The organism is Megasphaera sueciensis (assembly GCF_050219315.1).
GTDB lineage: Bacteria > Bacillota > Negativicutes > Veillonellales > Megasphaeraceae > Megasphaera_A > Megasphaera_A sueciensis.
The window spans coordinates 1,411,483-1,428,652 of the sequence record NZ_CP116939.1 but is presented as its reverse complement, the minus strand read 5'-3'; the positions used below and the strand labels follow the sequence as shown (position 1 = coordinate 1,428,652).

Here is a 17,170-nt window from a genome sequence, read left to right as displayed (position 1 = left end):
ACTTGATATATAATAGAATTATATATATCAAGTTGGAAAGGAAGGATATCATGGGATATAAGGATAAAAAGTGCCTCATCGCTTATTTCTCGCATGCCGGTGAAAATTATGTCAGTGGAAAAATAGTGAAATTGCGGATTGGAAATACGGAAAAAGCGGCACAAATGATTAAACTTCACACCGGTGGAGATATGTTTCGTATTAATACAATTCAATCGTATCCATACACATATATGGATACGGTTGCCATAGCTAAAAAAGAAAAAAAAACTGGAGTTCGACCCTTATTAAAAAACATATTGGAAAATTTGGGAAAATATGACGTTGTATTTTTAGGTTATCCTAATTGGTGCAGTACGATGCCGATGCCCGTGTGGACATTTTTGGAATCCTATGATTTTTCCGGAAAGATTATTCTTCCTTTTTGTACACATGAAGGGAGCGGGTTCGGGCATAGTCTACAGGATATTACATCCCTTTGTCCGACAGCCATCTTGGGAAAAGGGTTGACTATTTTCGGAACGACGATTACCGATGCCGAAGATGATGTTAAACGCTGGCTCAATAACTGTTGATTTCTAATATATCTAATATAAAGGAGGATATTATGGAGCTGACGATTTTAGTAGACAACAATACAATTAGTGGTTCTTGCTATGGAGGAGAATCGGGTCTATCCTGTTATTTGCGGTGTGATGGAAAAAAAATCTTGCTGGATACAGGACGTACGGATATGTTTATGAAAAATGCCAGACGATTGGGAATCGATTTATTAGATGTGGATAGTATTGTCATTTCACATGGACATTATGATCATACTTGGGGATTGCAGCCTTTGGTGCAGGAGTACATTGAAGCCAGTTATGAAAAACGACCTTGGAAAAAGGCAAAGCTTATCACGCATCCTGATTCGTTTCTGCCTAAAGAGGCAGGTGGGAAAAATATTGGAATGATTTTGGGGGAAGCCCAGTTGCAGCAAACTTTTGATATAAAAAAGACCAAGGAACCTGTGTGGTTAACAAAGCATTTGGTTTTTTTAGGTGAAATAGAAAGAGGCAATGATTTTGAAGCTCAAAAACCGTTAGGCCGCACATTGCGGAATGGGGTCTGGGAAGACGATTATTTGCTGGATGATTCCGGAATTGTTTATACGTCAGATAAAGGGCTTGTGGTTATTACTGCTTGTGCACATGCTGGAGTTTGCAATACCGTTGAATATGCTAAAAAAGTCTGTAAAGAAAATCGGATTCATGCCGTCATCGGCGGATTTCACTTGCTGCGGGATAAACCTAATGTGTTTGATGCTACAGCAGCCTATCTTAAAGATTGTGCTCCGGAATTTGTCTATCCTTGCCACTGTGTCAGTCTGAACGGTAAATTATGGCTGGCTCATTCTTTGCCGGTCAAAGAAATCGGGGTAGGGCAAAAGTTAGTTTTTATGTAAGAAAATATAAGAGCAATAAAAGGCGTATCATTAAATAGATGCGCCTTTTATTATAAATTGTATATATATAAGAAAAGGGAATGAGGATACAGAAATCAAAACAGGGATATGGGATAAATCAGGAGATGGGGGGCATTTGTATGTTATGGCGAGGATTTAGGTTCGGTATGATGCTGCAGATGGCAGTGGGACCTATTTGTCTGTTGACTTTCATGGCATCGGCATCTTTTGGCTGGGCATCAGGAGAGGCAGTTGCCATAGCGGCAACGATTGTAGATGCGGCATACATTATTGTATCTGCAGGTAGTGTTGCTGTCGTTATAAAGAAACCGGAAGTGCAGCGAAAAGTTAAAATTTTTGGTGCTGTAATTCTTGTTTTGTTTGGCGGGTATATGGTTTGGCAGACAACGGGCGGAACTATACCACACGTAGCTGTTGTTGGAACCGGAGCTGCTGATTTTTTTATTGAAGGAATTGTTTTAACCTTGTCTAATCCGTTGACAATTCTCTTTTGGGGCGGCGTATTTGCCGCGCAAGCTGCAGAATGCAGCATGAACCAACAGGAAATGAAATGGTTTGCAGGAGGGTGTGTGTTATCGACTATCGTATTTCTATCTCTTATTGCGGCAGCAGGTGTGTGTGTGGGACAATTTTTACCACCCTTTATTTTACTTCTTTTAAATGGAACAGTGGGTATTGCACTTATTTATTTCGGCATGCGGCTTTGGCGATAGAGAATTTTAATATATCTCAGCAAGTTAAATGACATATCGAGTAAGTAATCTTGAAAATTGTTTGACAGGTTATAGAGAGCTTGTTATACTTATATGCGACATAGGGGAGCTCTATTTGGCTGAGAGGAGGACATCTGTCTTCGACCCTGAAACCTGATGTGGATAATCCCACCGGAGGAAACGACAATGGTTTTAAAGGAGAGCATCTATGCGGATGTTCTCTTTTTTTTATGTGGAAAGGAAGAACGATATATGAATGAAGACAAGACATCAGTTTTTGCAAATGGTCTTTTATGGTTTGGCGCTGGTATTTCTATTGCGGAAATATTGACAGGAATGCTGCTGGCCCCGTTGGGCATGGTTAAAGGGGCTGCAGCTATTATCATCGGGCATTGTATTGGCGGAATCGTTATGTATTATGCCGGACTTATTGGCGGAAGAACGGGACGTAACGCCATGGGAACCGTAGAGCTTTCTTTTGGAAACAAAGGGGCCTTACTATTTGCTGGGTTAAATGTTATACAACTTATAGGCTGGACTGCGGTAATGATTACCAGCGCTGCTGCGGCGGCTAATACTATCATTGATATTGGTACGGCAGGCTGGAGCATAGTCATTGGGATACTTATTGCCGGATGGGTTGTGTTAGGATTGAAAAATTTAGGAAAAGTCAATATTGTGGTTATTGCTGCTCTTTTGATTTTAACCTTTATTTTAAGCACGATTGTGTTTCATGGGAATGGACAACCGCTGCCAGGAAATCCACTGAGTTTTGGCAATGCCGTAGAACTGGCGGCAGCTATGCCGTTATCCTGGCTGCCGCTTATTTCTGATTACACAAGGACTGCAGAAAGTCCTCAAAAGGCAACGCTGATGAGTTGTACGGCTTATTTTATTGCCAGCTGCTGGATGTTCTTTATTGGAATGGGAGCCGCTTTGTTTACCGGGCAAAATGATATTGCTGCGATTATGCTGCAGGCGGGTCTTGGTTTTGCCGGTATCGTTGTTGTGCTTCTTTCTACGGTCACAACTACGTTTCTGGATGTTTTTTCAGCTGGAGTCAGCAGTCGGCATATAATTCTTCATATGTCGGAGAAAAAATTGGCCTTATTAGCCTGTGCTGGCGGAGTCACTTTAGCTATCTTTGCACAAGCAGAACAATTCCAGGATTTTCTTTATTTTATCGGTTCGGTTTTTGCTCCAATGACAGCCATTTTGTTAGCTGATTATTTTATCTTGAAAAGAGACAATTCGTCACAATCTTATAATTGGGAAAATATTGTGTTGTGGGGTCTGGGCGTTGTTTTGTACCGCATTTTTTTACATGTTGATACCCCGTTGGGCAATACCTTTCCTGTTGTGATTATTATGATGATAGTTAGTATATTTGTGCAAAAATTATTCCATTCATTTTCATTTCACAGGTAAATATTCATAAAAACACCCTGTCATGCCATTGTAGTGACCCCATCCGTTAATTAATCCTAGGTCTAATTTATGGGGGGGCACTATATAGGTCTGATAGGGCGTTTTTATTATTTGGATATAAAATGATGATATGCATTGCATTAGAAAAGAATAACTATATGTATTATATAAGGAATCCTAATATAAGCCAAAGTTAAATATTTTTTTGTATTTTACTTGCTTTTAAGGTATCAACGGCAATATGCAGTGCTTTTAAACGAGGAGCTTTTTTATAAATATGTTGTTCCATGCGGTTTAAAATATCTGCAAGGAACATTACCGCTTTCACAATATAAGGACCCTTATTCAGCATAACGCATTCAGCACGTTCACTCATGGCTGCATCGGTAATTTCCGCTCGTGAAGGAAGTCCGGTTTTTACCATATTTTCTAAAACCTGTGTAGCCCAAATTACCGGGATATGAGCAGCTTCACATATCCAGAGTATTTCCTCCTGTAATTCGGAGAGGCGTTGATATCCTACCTCCACAGCTAAATCACCGCGGGCAATCATGACTCCGAAAGGTTGTTTTGAAGCAGCTTGGACAATAATTTCTGGTAAATGATCTACGGCTTCTTTGGTTTCTATTTTTGCAATAATGGCAATTCCATCTGATTCAGCTCCCCGACGTTTTTGTATTTCTTCCTGTAGTAATCGTATATCTTCGGCTGTTTTGACAAAAGAAAAACCAATGGCATTAGCATAGGAAGCAATGAAATCTAAATCTTTTAAATCTTTTTTGGTAAGAGGGGATACGTGAAGCGGGGTTTGTGGAAAATTCAGACTTTTTTGACTTTTCAATTTGCTTCCTTTGGGTTTAGTATATGTAATTTTTAGATAGGCGCCTTTATCCGTTAAGGAGATAACCGTTGCTTGTACTTTTCCATCATCAATTAATATAGGATCCCCCGGTTTAAGGGTTTCAAATATTTCGGGTATACTGCATGTAATGACGATAGGACCGGTATAATCTGACGGATAATCACTTATTTTTCCGGAGGCAAGAAAAAGGCAGTCTCCCGTTGTAATGCGGGATTCGGAATCCTTGACTAGTATTTCGGCAATCCGGGATTTAGGGCCGCCTAAATCCATGTAAATTTTACAATTTCGGCCAATGTCACGTTCTGCATGATGAATGTGATTAATCATTTTCAGCCATATGGCAGGGGTATCATGCGCACAATTGATGCGAGCGGAATCCATACCGGCTTTTAGCAAATCGTGAATCATAGCATAGTTATAAGCAGCTTCTGTAGGGAGAGTGACCATGATGTGTGTATAACATGAAGCGGGTGTACCGCCGAAAATCAACGTGGTATTATGATTAAGCAGTTTATCTCCATAAAAAAACATTTTCTGCGAAGGATAATTGATCAATTCCGATTTGTCCTTATTACAGATACGTCCCAAAGAAGCAATAACGGCATCGAGATTAGCGATAGCGCGAGCTTCACTGCGCCCAAGTGAAGAAAGACCTAACGGGAGCAGATCCCGCTGGAGTGCTCGCAGGTCATGGCTGCGCAAAGCTAAATAGAAAGCCAGATTTAACGCACTATACAAAAAGGATTTGCGGCGGATGCAAGGTTTCCAAGTTTCAAACAAATCGATACCTTCTTGCAGGACTTGCCGTCGTAACGCATATAAACGCGTATATAATATATCTAATTGTTTAGTCCTGCTGCCGACTGTCACCGAAATCACCTCCTGTGTAATGATGTCAATTTATCCTTTCTATTATAGCATAATACTGCTATGATGTGGGGAGTCTATGAAAATGGAGTATGTGTTTTGTGAAAGAATGGGCAGCGTCATATTCTTTGCACAAATTTTTCATACTATACACATACTTTTTATATTACTTTCGTATACTGCTCACTAGGAGTTAAGTTGCATAACAACTATTGGAGGAGTGGATGAGAGATGCACCAGTTTTACAAAAGTAAAAAAGTGTTAGCCGTGTATGTTTTAACTGCCTTATGTATTACATCAGCCGGTGTATATGCGGCTACAGAGCATTGGAACGATGCTTCCTTGACACCGCAGACGGTAACGAGGACAAGCTTGTCAGAAAAGACAGGCTGGCAGGAATGGAAGAATTCTTGGGATGCAGTTAAAAGTAATTACGAGCAAGTATCGCTGGCACCGGGAGCGGATGCATCTCGTCTGAACTTCGGCTGGTATTCAAAAAAGAAATCAGATACAGCAGCGGTCAGAATATCCAGGCATCCGGATATGCAGAATGCCAAAGTGTATAGTGGTACTTGTAAGCCCGGGACTGTTATAAACGGAGAAACCTATTATACCAACAAAGTAGAAGCTGTTGGGTTTAAACCGAATCAAACCTATTGGTATCAAGTACAGTTAAATGGTGAATGGCAGCCGGCACAACAGTATAAAACGGGAAATCCTAAAGATTTTTCCTTTATGTATGTGGGAGATCCGCAGATAGGGGCTTCAATAGGACAAACTCCGGCTGATGGCAGTAAAAAACAAGATGGTGAAATAGCGGCCCGCAATGATGCGTATAACTGGAATAAAACATTAAATGCAGCGTTGCGGCAGCATCCGGAAATTAATTTCCTTGTATCTCCCGGAGATCAGATAAATGAACCGGCAGCTAAAGGAGATGCAGAAAAAATACAACTTCAGGAATATCAATATGCAGGCTATCTTTCGGCAGCGGTATTACGCAATTTGCCGGAAGCTACCAGCATTGGCAACCATGACAGCATGACTGAAGGATATGAAAATCATTTTAATGTTCCGAATCCATTCACGGAAGAAGCAAATCCTACCAAGGCGGGGCATGGTTATTACTATACCTATGGCAATGCATTATTCATTGTTATTAATGCTAATAATTATAATGCTGCCGACCATGAAACTCTTATAAAAAAAGCAATTGCGGCACATCCGGATACTAAGTGGCGGGTTGTTGTCATGCATCAGGATATTTATGGAAGCGGCTTAGATCATTCTGATTCCGATGGGATTATTTTACGGACGCAGCTTACCCCTATTTATGATGCTAATCATATTGATGTCGTATTGCAGGGACATGATCATACCTATGCCCGAACCTATCAGTTGAGCAGTGATGGAAAAAATCATGCGGTTTTTGATAATGTCAAAATTAAAGGACAAAGTGGGCAAGATCATTATCTTTTTGACCAGGCACTGCAGGATACGGCATTTAAGAATACATATGAATCACAAAATCTTTGCTATACCATTGCTGACATGAAGCAGGGAACCTTGGTTAATCCGAAAGGCGTTTTCTATATGTCTTCTAATTCGGCTACCGGTTCTAAATTTTATAACTTAATTCCGCAGCAGCAGGATTATATTGCAGCCCGCAGTCAGACATGGCGGCCTACCTATTCAGTTATCCATATTACGGATGACCGATTTACCATAAACACGTATGATGTAGAGACGGGTGCCGCTATTGATACCTCGTACAGTATTGTAAAAGATTGATGATACAGACAGTAAATGCGGAAAGATGAATGATCATCTTTCCGCATTTTTTGCGAAAGGAGTACTATGAAATCTTATATTTCTAAAATGATTCGATTAGGTATTATTCTAAGCATAGTATTGGGAGCCGGATATTTTTTGTATGTTTTCAATCAAGTAGACAAGCCGCAGCTGGTCAATACGGAAGGACGCACTTTTGAAAGGGCCAGCGTAGTTGAAATTATACAGGATAATGTACAGGAAAATGGCAGCCGCATAGGAGATCAAGTGGTGTCTGTACGACTTTCCAGCGGAACGCATGCCGGTGAAATAATCACGGCTAATTGTCCTAACGGCATGTTGTTTGGTACGGTATGCCGTCCGGGAATGGATGTTATTATTATTTCCAGCCGTGTAGGAGCACTGCATATTTTCACGGTATATAATATAGATCGGTCATGGCCGATCGCGCTGTATATAGGTGCTTTTTTGATTCTTCTCTGTTTAATTGGCGGTAAAAAAGGGATAAAATCGGCGATAGCTCTTGTTTTTACTTTTATTTGCTTTATTTTATTATTTTTCCCTATGATTATGAAAGGAATAGGACCGGGAATTGCAGCAGTGATTACATCCTCCCTCATTCTCACGGTTACTATCTATTTAACTAATGGATGGACGAGAAAATCATGTGCAGCTGTTTTATCGTCTTTTGGCGGTATTTTAACGGCAGCGGTGGCAGCGGTTATTTTTGGATATGCGGCATCATTATCAGGATATAATGTGTCCAATATTGAGACACTTCTCTTTGTAGGGCAAAATTCATCGATTGATGTAGGGCAGATTCTTTTTGCAGGAATCCTTTTTGCCAGTCTGGGCGCTGTTATGGATATTGCGATGGATGTATCCTCTGCTATTGAAGAATTGCGGAAGCATACTCCCCATTTGCCGCCGGGTGTATTATTTGCCGCTGGCATGAGCGTAGGCCGCGATGTTATGGGAACAATGGCTACCACGCTTATTTTAGCTTTTTTTGGGGGCGCCTTGAGTATATGGGTGCTTGACTATGCCTATGATCTTCCTTTTTTACAACTTATCAATTCAAATGATGTAGGCATTCAAATTATGCAAGGAATTTCCGGTAGTTTTGGTGTCCTATTTACGGTGCCGATGGCGGCGGCATTATCTGCGTGGCTGCCGCGGAAAAATAAATTGCTTAATGGAAAACGGTAAATACATCTATAGATTTTCTTCGGATACAGTCTTATATGGAAGAGGAGGTATTGCGTATATGGATTAATACGATTTCTGGAATCGATCCCAGCCGTATGGGAGGGCCCCAAAAACCATACCCGCTGGATACAATTGTGATCATATGCCCAAACTTTCGCATACCATAGTGCAGTACATATAAGTGCTTGGTAATCAAATTGACAGGGAAAAATTGTCCTTTGTGCGTATGTCCCGCAAGGTACAGATCATATCCGGCAAGAGCGGCAGGGGCAATTCGCAGGGGTTCATGATCAATAAGGATTTTGAAATAGGCATTGTCTTTATGTGGTATCGTATGTACAGGATGGTGCAGATAATCATCAAGGCCTGTAAGTTCGACACTGTTGTTAAGGACAACGGATTGATTGCGCAAAAAATGCAAAGGGTTAAATCGTGCGGCTTCAGCGTCAAGATCGCCGTTAAAATAGTCGTGGTTTCCATATACAGCATATACACCAAGGGGAGCTTTGATTTTTGTGAAATTTTTATAACTGCCGTCTGCTAAGACGAATGCTATATTACCATCGATGATATCCCCGCCGAAAATGACGGCATCAGGATTTGCTGCATTGAGACGTTGAATTAATGCATGACTGTAGCCGTTACTTAAAATAGGGCCCAAGTGAATATCTGTTATAAAAGCGATCGTTATATTTTGTGCCAGTGGTGTCGAAGTTGTGATAGTAATATGCCGGTATTTTGGATGAAAAGCATTCCAAGTTCCTTTCAAGATAAAAAGTAACACAATACTACAGACGCTTATGGAAAGTCGACTTGACCAAACCTGCCAAAAAGTGTAATAGTGCAAGAGGTTGGTTCCTATATATAAGATAAAATATAGGATTAGAAGCATGATGGAATATAATACAAAAATAAACCAATACGCACCGGCCCAAGCAAATATTTTTACAAGAATGACGGGCAGATGGTCAATGGCTACGTGGGGTAATGTAAATAAAATGGGGAAAAGTAAAAAGAAAAGTAAAGTCCATGTAGAAGAAAGAAAGGAAAATCCTTGACTATACATCCACCACATCCCGATACCGCTTATAGAACCAATGGCAGCAATACTCCAAAAGAAAATAAATCGGTTAAACATAATGTAGAAACTCCTATCAGAATTTATTTTATGCCAAGTAGAAAAGAGATCTTGTAAGCAATGTTACGGAAAGAAACTATGATGTAAAATTGTGCTATTGTTTTTCAGATAGATTTTCTGTATGATCGGCAAGCGTATAATAATTATCAATTTTCCAATTTAAGCGTGCCAGCGTATCTTCCATGGCGGTCATTCGATTTACGAGTTTCTGCCGCTCTTCCAAGAGGATTTCTTTGCGGGCTTTCCGAGTACTGTCACCTTCTTGCGATAATTTTACATATTCGATAAGGCTTTCTACGGATAAACCGGCGCTTCGCATGCACTTAACAAATTGGACCCATCTACAATCTGCTTCAGAATAATCCCGAATACCGTTTTTATTGCGGGAAACAAAAGGGATCAGACCGATTCGCTCGTAATAGCGAAGTGTATCGGCAGTTATATTATATTTTTCACTTACCTCATGGATTTTCATAAAAATCAGCTCCTTTTGCATAAGATCAATAAAATCTTTTAAAAATGTATAGAATATCATACATAGTATTGTAATACTTGGAGTGGGCTGCATGTCAAATTTTTTTTGATAGGCAGCCTTAACTATTTTTGACATGTACTTTTAAAAGACAGAAAATAGGTTGTTTGAGAATTACAGTTGTTTTGCCGTTAAAATTCATTCATAATTCTAAGAGGAAAATATAAAACCTTTGTTGAATAATACAAATAAATGATTGTGACAACAATAAGATTGTGTTATATTTTTATTCGGGAAAAAGCGGAGGGGATGATAGGGTGAAACAGTGGAATGTATTATTTGTATGTATCTTGGCAGCTGTTTTTTTTATGACTGGTTGTGCGAATATTTTAAAAAATACAGAGACACATGAAAATAGCAGTGTTATTCGGCATGAAGAAAAGGCAGACCGGGATTTTATCGATAAAACCAAAGTCACATTTGATGGCGGCGAGGCGGTCATTGGATTGTATGATGATACGGCGACAAGAGAATTTATGGAATGGCAGCCTATTGTTTTTACAATGGAACATGCAGGGGGAATGATTCAAATGACCGGATTTCCTGAAGAGACATTTCTGAGAGACAAAGAAAATGGATTGACTCCGAGAACCGGGGATATTGCATTGAACTTGGCAAATAAATCAGTCATTATTTATTTGCAGGATAAAGAACATTCGGATGATTTGATACCTATTGGCCGTGTTGTTTCCGGCATAGAAGATTTATCGGCAACGAAAGGCGTTTTTCAAGCATACTTGATGCCGACGAAAAAACAAGGTAAAGCTAAGCTATAAAAAGAACTGTGTGATCCATATGACCACACAGTTCTTTTCTATTGTTTATTATTCTTGTTGTTCAGCGCAGGTTGCTGTGCTTTTTGTGCATCATTTTTTGCTTTTTGCTTATCTGCATCAGCGGCTTTTTTTATTCCATCTGTTTTCTTTTCCGGTTTTTCTTCCTTGGAATCTTCCTGCGGTTGAATTTTGCTCATGCCGGCTGGGACGTAAAAATCTCTTGTTTTTTCATCCTCTGCAGCAACCACCATATAGTCATGCCAAATTTGAGCAGGAATAGTACCGCCGTATACATCTCCTAATGTGTGGTTTCCCGTATCATCACCGATCCAGACCGCGGTTACAATGTCCGGTGTATATCCGATAAACCAGGCATCCTTGTTATCATCAGTAGTTCCCGTTTTACCGGCAGCAGGACGACCGATTGCCGCTGCGGTACCTGTACCGTGATCAATAACTCCTTCCAGCATAGCTGTAATTTCATAGGCTACTTTTTCGGAAATAGCTTGTGTTTTATTTTCTTTCTTACTGGTACTGTCGTCTTCCAGCACATTGCCGTTACGATCTAATATTTTAATAATAGCCGTTGGTTTTACATGAACGCCTTTATTGGCGAAGGTACCATAGGCACTGGCCATTTCCAAAGGGGTAACGCCCTTGGTTAAACCGCCTAACGCCATTGCATAATTGATATCATTGGGGCTGCCCTTTGTGACTAAGGTGGTAATCCCCATTTTTTCAGCATTTTCTATAATTTTTTCAGGTCCCACTTTTTCTGCGAGCTGAACAGCAATCGTATTAACAGATAGTGCCAATGCGTGACTTAAGGTCATGCTGCCGCTGAATGTTTTATCAGAGTTTTGCGGGCTCCAGTTGCCATATGTAACTTTTTTATCGACCATAACGGTATCAGGTGTCATATCTCTTTGTAAGGCCGTTACATAAACAAACGGTTTAAAGGAAGACCCTGGCTGGCGTTCAGCCATGCTGGCGCGATTGAAGCTGTCTTGTCCGCGGCCGCCGACCATGGCTAAAATGTATCCTGTATGCGGGTCGATGGAAACGATAGCACATTGCGGCTGTGTTAATCCATTGGCATCTTTATAATTGTCCGGAAGATTGGACATTGCTTTTACGGCAGCATGCTGTTTTTCTGAATCCATCGTTGTATAGATTTTCAAGCCTTCTTTATATAAGGCATCGTCCCCGTATTTTTCAGCAACTTGTTGGGATACATAGTCAATAAAGTAAGACGTTTCCGGATTCAGGACAGATTGTTTTTGTTTTGCCAGTTCAAGATCCGCTTTTTTGGCTTTTTCTCCTTCGGCTTGATTGATATAACCGTATTTTACCATTTGATCAATTACGACACTTTGGCGTTCTTTGGCAATTTCCAATTTATTAAAAGGGGAATAATAATTCGGGCTGTTTGGCAATCCAGCCAGCATTGCGCACTGAGCCAAGGATAATTCATTGACATCTTTTCCGAAATACGTTTTAGCTGCCGTTTGAATTCCGTAGGCCCCTTGTCCGAAATAAATCTGATTCATGTACATTTCGAGAATTTCTTTTTTACTATATTTTCGTTCTATTTCTAGTGCCAACATGGCTTCTTGGATTTTACGCTTTAGGGTTTGTTCTTGAGATAAAAATGCATTTTTTGCCAGCTGTTGTGTGATGGTACTGCCGCCTTGAGCAATTCCATGATGTGTGACATTAGCCCATACAGCACGAAAAATACCACGCGGGTCGATACCGATATGATCGTAAAAACGATTATCTTCAGCTGCAATGAATGCGTTCTGCAGATTTTGAGGGACTTTGTTGATATCAATGGGGATACGATTTTGGTCGGAATGCAGCGTCGTAATTAACCGTCCGTGGATATCAAACACCTGGGATGAAGCAGCCGGCCGCATATTATTGCTGACAGGCGGCAAAGTTTGGTAGGCAGCAAAAATATATCCGAAGCCCAATCCTGCGGAGACAACAATCAACAAAACTATTATAATTCGAAAAAATCTAAAAGGACCTTGCTTTTTTACATGCTTAGCCCTACGTCTGGGTGTATACATAAATCCTCCTAAAGATTTCAATGCTGGGGGGCATTGAAGTTTAGCAACTCATCATAAATCAAGTTTTACTAATTCCTTATTATAGCACAATTGAGACTATCATCATATGAGTAAAAAGCAAGAATTCTGAAAAATACAATGCCTGAATGCAAAAAATATAAAGTATAATTTACAACTAAAAATCATAATAATAGAATACACCATATTGAAAAGCGGTTCTATAAATGTATTGACATAATGTCACTAATAGTGTACGATAATTAAGAAAAATAGTTAATTAGCATACACAGAATTAACCGGGAGGTATGGATATGGACAGAGAAAAAGCATTTGTATTATGGTTTGATGAACTTCGCCGCAAAGACGTTGATCTTGTTGGTGGGAAATCTTCTTCTTTAGGAGAATTAACCTCCAGCACCGATGTTCCAGTTCCTTATGGTTTTGCTACTACAGCTGCAGGGTATAGATATTTTATGAAAGAAACCGGTCTTGATAGTAAAATCAAGGAACTTTTGACCCAATTGACCGATGTGGAAGATCCTGTACAGCTCCGCGATGTTACAGCAGCTGTACGTAAAGCCATATGTGATGCTGAAATGCCGACTGCCTTGGCAGAAGAGATTCGCCGCGGGTATATTGAATTGGGTAAAAAAGTCGGAGAATCGGATCCTTTTGTTGCTGTTCGTTCCAGTGCTACAGCCGAAGATTTGCCGGATGCCAGCTTCGCCGGGCAGCAGGATACCTATCTGAATGTTAAAGGAGCGGATATGGTTATACAAAAGGTTAAGGAATGTTATGCTTCTACTTTTACGGACCGGGCAACCTACTATCGCACGAAAAAAGGATTTGACCATTTGCAGGTTGCGCTGAGTGCGGCTGTTCAGATGATGGTATTTTCCAAAGCGGCAGGGGTTATGTTTACCGTCGATTTAGTGACAGGCGATGATTCCAGTATTACTATTGAAGGAGCTTGGGGACTGGGAGAATATGTAGTGCAAGGAACGGTTACGCCGGATAATTTCAAAATTCGCAAATCCGACTTGAATATTCTTTCTAAAATGATTAATACAAAACCGGTTATGCTTGTACGTAAACCGGATGGAGATTGCGAAGAACAAAAAGTTCCAGAAAATAAGATGAAGGCACAGGTTATTTCTGATGAACAAGTAAAAGAATTAGCTAAATACGCAATCGCTATTGAAAAGCATTATGGTTGCTATATGGATATGGAATGGGGAATTGATGAACGAACAGATAAAATTTGGCTGCTTCAGGCTCGGCCGGAAACAGTTTGGTCCAAACGAAATAAAGAGAAAAATGTACAAGCAGAAAGTGAGGTATTTACAGCCATGACCACCGATCGTGTAGTAGTAGTCAAAGGACTGCCGGCCAGTCCGGGACGTATTGCCGGCAAAGCACATGTCATTCTGGATCCCGCTCAGATAGAAGAATTTAAAGATGGAGAAATTTTGGTGACGACGATGACGGCACCGGACTGGGTACCGGCTATGAAAAAAGCGAAAGCGATCGTAACCGATGCAGGAGGCATGACGTGCCATGCCTCGATTGTCAGCCGCGAATTGGGAATTCCCTGCATCGTAGGTACGAAGAGCCGCAGTCAGGAAGCGACAACGACGATTCAAAACGGTATGGATATTACGGTGGATGCGACAAACGGCATCGTATATGAAGGAATCGTAGCGGATATTGTAAAATCAGCAGAAGCGCCGCAGGCGGCAGGAAGTGCCGCGGTTACAGCAGAAAGCGCTCCGATAACGGGAACGAAAATTTACATGAATCTGGGAAATCCGGACCTGGCCGAAAAATACGGCGTGCTCCCCTGTGATGGGATCGGACTGATGCGGGAAGAGTTCATCTGGACGACGTTTATTCATGAACATCCGTTATATTTGATCGAAATAGGGCATCCCGAACGGGTAGTGGATCAATTAGCCGATGGCATACGGAAAGTATGCCAAGCGTTATCACCGCGTCCGGTCACGCTGCGGTTCAGTGATTTTAAATCGAGCGAATACCGCAATCTGAAAGGCGGCGATAAATATGAACCGGAAGAAAGCAGCGCCCTGTTGGGATGGCGGGGAGCATCGCGGTATTACGATCCTAACTACATAGAAGCTTTTAAATTGGAAATAAAAGCGGTACAGAAAGTGCGGGAAGAATATGGGTACAAGAATCTGCATGTTATGATTCCGTTTTGCCGAAGAGTAGATGAAATGTCACGGATCGTTGCTTTGATGGCGCAGGAAGGATTGCGGCGTGGGCCGGACTTTAAAGTATGGCTCATGGCAGAAATTCCATCCAATATCATTTTAGCCGATCAGTTTAACGAATTTGTCGATGGATATTCGATCGGATCGAATGATTTAACCATGCTGATCATGGGCTGCGACCGGGATAATGATACCGTGGCGCCGTTGTTCGACGAACGGAACCTGGCAGTCAAGAGAGCCATACGTCATCTTATTACCGTTGCGCATAAAGATGGCAAGACGGTATCCATTTGCGGACAGGCACCGAGCGTATATCCGGATTTCACCGAATTTTTGGTGAAGAGCGGAATCGATTCTATTTCGGTCAATCCGGATGCCGTGACAGCAACGAAAAAGTTAGTTGCCCATGTAGAACAACGTATTATGATGGATGCACTGACAGGCAAAGGACGTGCTGATACAGAAGATTATACTTGGTAAGATGTATATGGCAGGGATCACACCAAAAGTACAGGTATGTCTTTTGGTGTGACCTTTTTTCTATGTGTACCCGGTTTATTTTGATTTAGAAATTTTATAAGACAAATGGAGGTGAATGGTGACATGTTATCGGAACGTCAGGAAACTATTCTGAATATTGTCAAACAGCATAGTCCGATTACGGGTGAACACATTGCCGGTCATTTGCATGTAACACGAGCTGCACTTAGATCTGATTTGGCAATTTTGACGATGTTGGGATTGATTGATGCGCGGCCTAAACTAGGGTATTTTTTCACAGGCAATAAAGAAAAAGATTTGTTGTCTAGGCTTATCGCCGATATTCTTGTAGATGCTTCTTTATCTCAGCCCGTTGTGGTTGGTGAACATACCAGTGCGTATGATGCGGTTATTGCTATGTTTACGGAAGATGTAGGTACTGTTTTTGTTGGGACGGATAGTATGTTAGCGGGAGTTGTATCACGGAAAGATTTGCTGAAGGCCGCTATGGGAAACAATGATTTGCGCTCACTGCCTGTGCGTATGGTCATGACACCTGTCAGTAAGTTGATTTATGTGGAATCGGGAGAAACTGCCTTGGTGGCAGCACAGCGTATGATTGAATATGAAATTGATTGCCTGCCCGTTGTTTCAGTTAAAGCGACGGGAGATGGCGTCGATAAAAAAGAATTGCAAATTATAGGAAGAATTTCTAAAACGAACATCACGCATTTGTTTGTAGAATGCGGTATGGGAAGGAGATCTTAATGGAAACGCCAATTATTTATGCCTTGTCCGATTCATTAGGAGAAACGGCAGAACGGGTTGCGAGAGCAGCGGCCAGTCAATATGATCAAGAAGAATTTCAAATTATCCGTGTACCCTATATTCGTTCAGAACAGCAAATTGAAGATATTGTACAGGAAGCAGAGAAAAACCATGCTATGCTTTGTTATACGATTATTTCTCCTGTTTTGAGACGCAAGCTAAAGGAATTAACAAAGCTGGTGAATGTTACGGTAGTTGACATTATCGGGCCTATGCTGCAGGGAGTCAGTAAAATTACGGAAACAGAACCGACGATGAAACCCGGGATGATCCATCGTCTGGATGAAGAATATTTTAAACGGGTTGAAGCAATCGAATTTGCTGTAAAATATGATGATGGTAAAAATCCGCTGGGATTTCTTAAAGCAGATATTGTCATTGTTGGCGTTTCACGTACATCGAAAACGCCGCTTTCTATGTATTTGGCACATAAGCGGATTAAAGCGGCGAATCTTCCCTTGGTACCGGAGGTAAATTTACCATCTGAATTGTTTGAAATTCCTCCGTATAAAATTGTAGGACTGATTATTGATCCCTTTAAACTTAATTTTATCCGTTCAGAACGATTGCGGGCGATGGGTTTGGATGCTAATGCCAGTTATGCAAATATTGAACGCATTAATGAAGAACTGGAATATGCCCGTGGTGTTATGCGGCGGATACATTGTCCGATTATTGATGTATCTTCTAAAGCGATTGAAGAAACTGCAAATCTTATCCTTGATATTGTGAAGCGCAATGCGGAAATATATCCTGAAGATTAACTGAAAAAGAG

At 40.9% G+C, this 17,170-nt stretch carries 14 protein-coding genes; 10 read left to right on the top strand and 4 right to left on the bottom strand.

The genetic code is table 11. The annotated features are described in order from the left end of the window. Positions 1-50: 50 nt before the first annotated feature. From NXG62_RS06840 to cytX, 4 genes are all read left to right on the top strand, one after another. A complete protein-coding gene (locus NXG62_RS06840; RefSeq protein WP_427114195.1) occupies positions 51-575 on the top strand; it encodes a flavodoxin in 525 nt (174 codons plus the stop codon). A gap of 32 nt (positions 576-607) precedes the next feature. Beyond that, positions 608-1,444, top strand: a complete 837-nt coding sequence (locus NXG62_RS06835; RefSeq protein ID WP_427114194.1) for an MBL fold metallo-hydrolase — start codon at positions 608-610, stop codon at positions 1,442-1,444. 140 nt (positions 1,445-1,584) lie between these two features. After that, on the top strand, positions 1,585-2,178 hold the full coding sequence (locus NXG62_RS06830; protein ID WP_427114193.1) for a LysE family translocator: 594 nt from the start codon (positions 1,585-1,587) through the stop codon (positions 2,176-2,178). A gap of 186 nt (positions 2,179-2,364) precedes the next feature. Next, positions 2,365-3,606 (top strand): putative hydroxymethylpyrimidine transporter CytX, encoded by a 1,242-nt coding sequence (gene cytX / locus NXG62_RS06825; protein ID WP_427114192.1) that lies wholly within the window; start codon positions 2,365-2,367, stop codon positions 3,604-3,606. Positions 3,607-3,799: 193 nt separating this feature from the next. Here cytX and NXG62_RS06820 read toward each other — a convergent pair whose 3' ends face one another. Beyond that, on the bottom strand, positions 3,800-5,338 hold the full coding sequence (locus NXG62_RS06820; RefSeq protein WP_427114191.1) for a pyruvate kinase: 1,539 nt from the start codon (positions 5,336-5,338) through the stop codon (positions 3,800-3,802). Positions 5,339-5,566: 228 nt separating this feature from the next. Between NXG62_RS06820 and NXG62_RS06815 the strand changes: the two genes are divergently transcribed. After that, positions 5,567-7,126: a fibronectin type III domain-containing protein gene (locus NXG62_RS06815; protein ID WP_427114190.1), complete on the top strand. Its 1,560-nt coding sequence runs from the start codon at positions 5,567-5,569 to the stop codon at positions 7,124-7,126. Between the two features lie 66 nt (positions 7,127-7,192). Next, entirely contained in the window at positions 7,193-8,335 is a 1,143-nt protein-coding gene (locus tag NXG62_RS06810) for a YibE/F family protein (RefSeq protein WP_427114189.1), read from the top strand. A 31-nt stretch (positions 8,336-8,366) separates the two neighbouring features. Here NXG62_RS06810 and NXG62_RS06805 read toward each other — a convergent pair whose 3' ends face one another. After that, positions 8,367-9,473: a metallophosphoesterase gene (locus NXG62_RS06805; RefSeq protein WP_427114188.1), complete on the bottom strand. Its 1,107-nt coding sequence runs from the start codon at positions 9,471-9,473 to the stop codon at positions 8,367-8,369. A gap of 94 nt (positions 9,474-9,567) precedes the next feature. Further along, positions 9,568-9,948: a MerR family transcriptional regulator gene (locus tag NXG62_RS06800; protein WP_427114187.1), complete on the bottom strand. Its 381-nt coding sequence runs from the start codon at positions 9,946-9,948 to the stop codon at positions 9,568-9,570. Between the two features lie 314 nt (positions 9,949-10,262). On the opposite strand from NXG62_RS06800, the gene NXG62_RS06795 reads away from it, so the two are divergent. Then, complete coding sequence (locus NXG62_RS06795; RefSeq protein ID WP_427114186.1) at positions 10,263-10,781, top strand: cyclophilin-like fold protein; 519 nt, start codon at positions 10,263-10,265, stop codon at positions 10,779-10,781. Between the two features lie 38 nt (positions 10,782-10,819). Here the strand turns inward: NXG62_RS06795 and NXG62_RS06790 are convergent, their stop codons facing one another. Next, complete coding sequence (locus NXG62_RS06790) at positions 10,820-12,856, bottom strand: transglycosylase domain-containing protein (protein ID WP_427114185.1); 2,037 nt, start codon at positions 12,854-12,856, stop codon at positions 10,820-10,822. 311 nt (positions 12,857-13,167) lie between these two features. Here NXG62_RS06790 and ppsA point away from each other — a divergent pair, with 311 nt between their 5' ends. From ppsA to NXG62_RS06775, 3 genes are all read left to right on the top strand, one after another. Beyond that, positions 13,168-15,567: a phosphoenolpyruvate synthase gene (gene ppsA / locus NXG62_RS06785; protein WP_427114184.1), complete on the top strand. Its 2,400-nt coding sequence runs from the start codon at positions 13,168-13,170 to the stop codon at positions 15,565-15,567. 123 nt (positions 15,568-15,690) lie between these two features. After that, positions 15,691-16,335, top strand: a complete 645-nt coding sequence (locus NXG62_RS06780; protein ID WP_427114183.1) for a helix-turn-helix transcriptional regulator — start codon at positions 15,691-15,693, stop codon at positions 16,333-16,335. Then, on the top strand, positions 16,335-17,159 hold the full coding sequence (locus NXG62_RS06775) for a pyruvate, water dikinase regulatory protein (protein WP_427114182.1): 825 nt from the start codon (positions 16,335-16,337) through the stop codon (positions 17,157-17,159). Before NXG62_RS06780 ends, NXG62_RS06775 begins: the two co-directional genes overlap by 1 nt. Positions 17,160-17,170 lie beyond the last annotated feature (11 nt).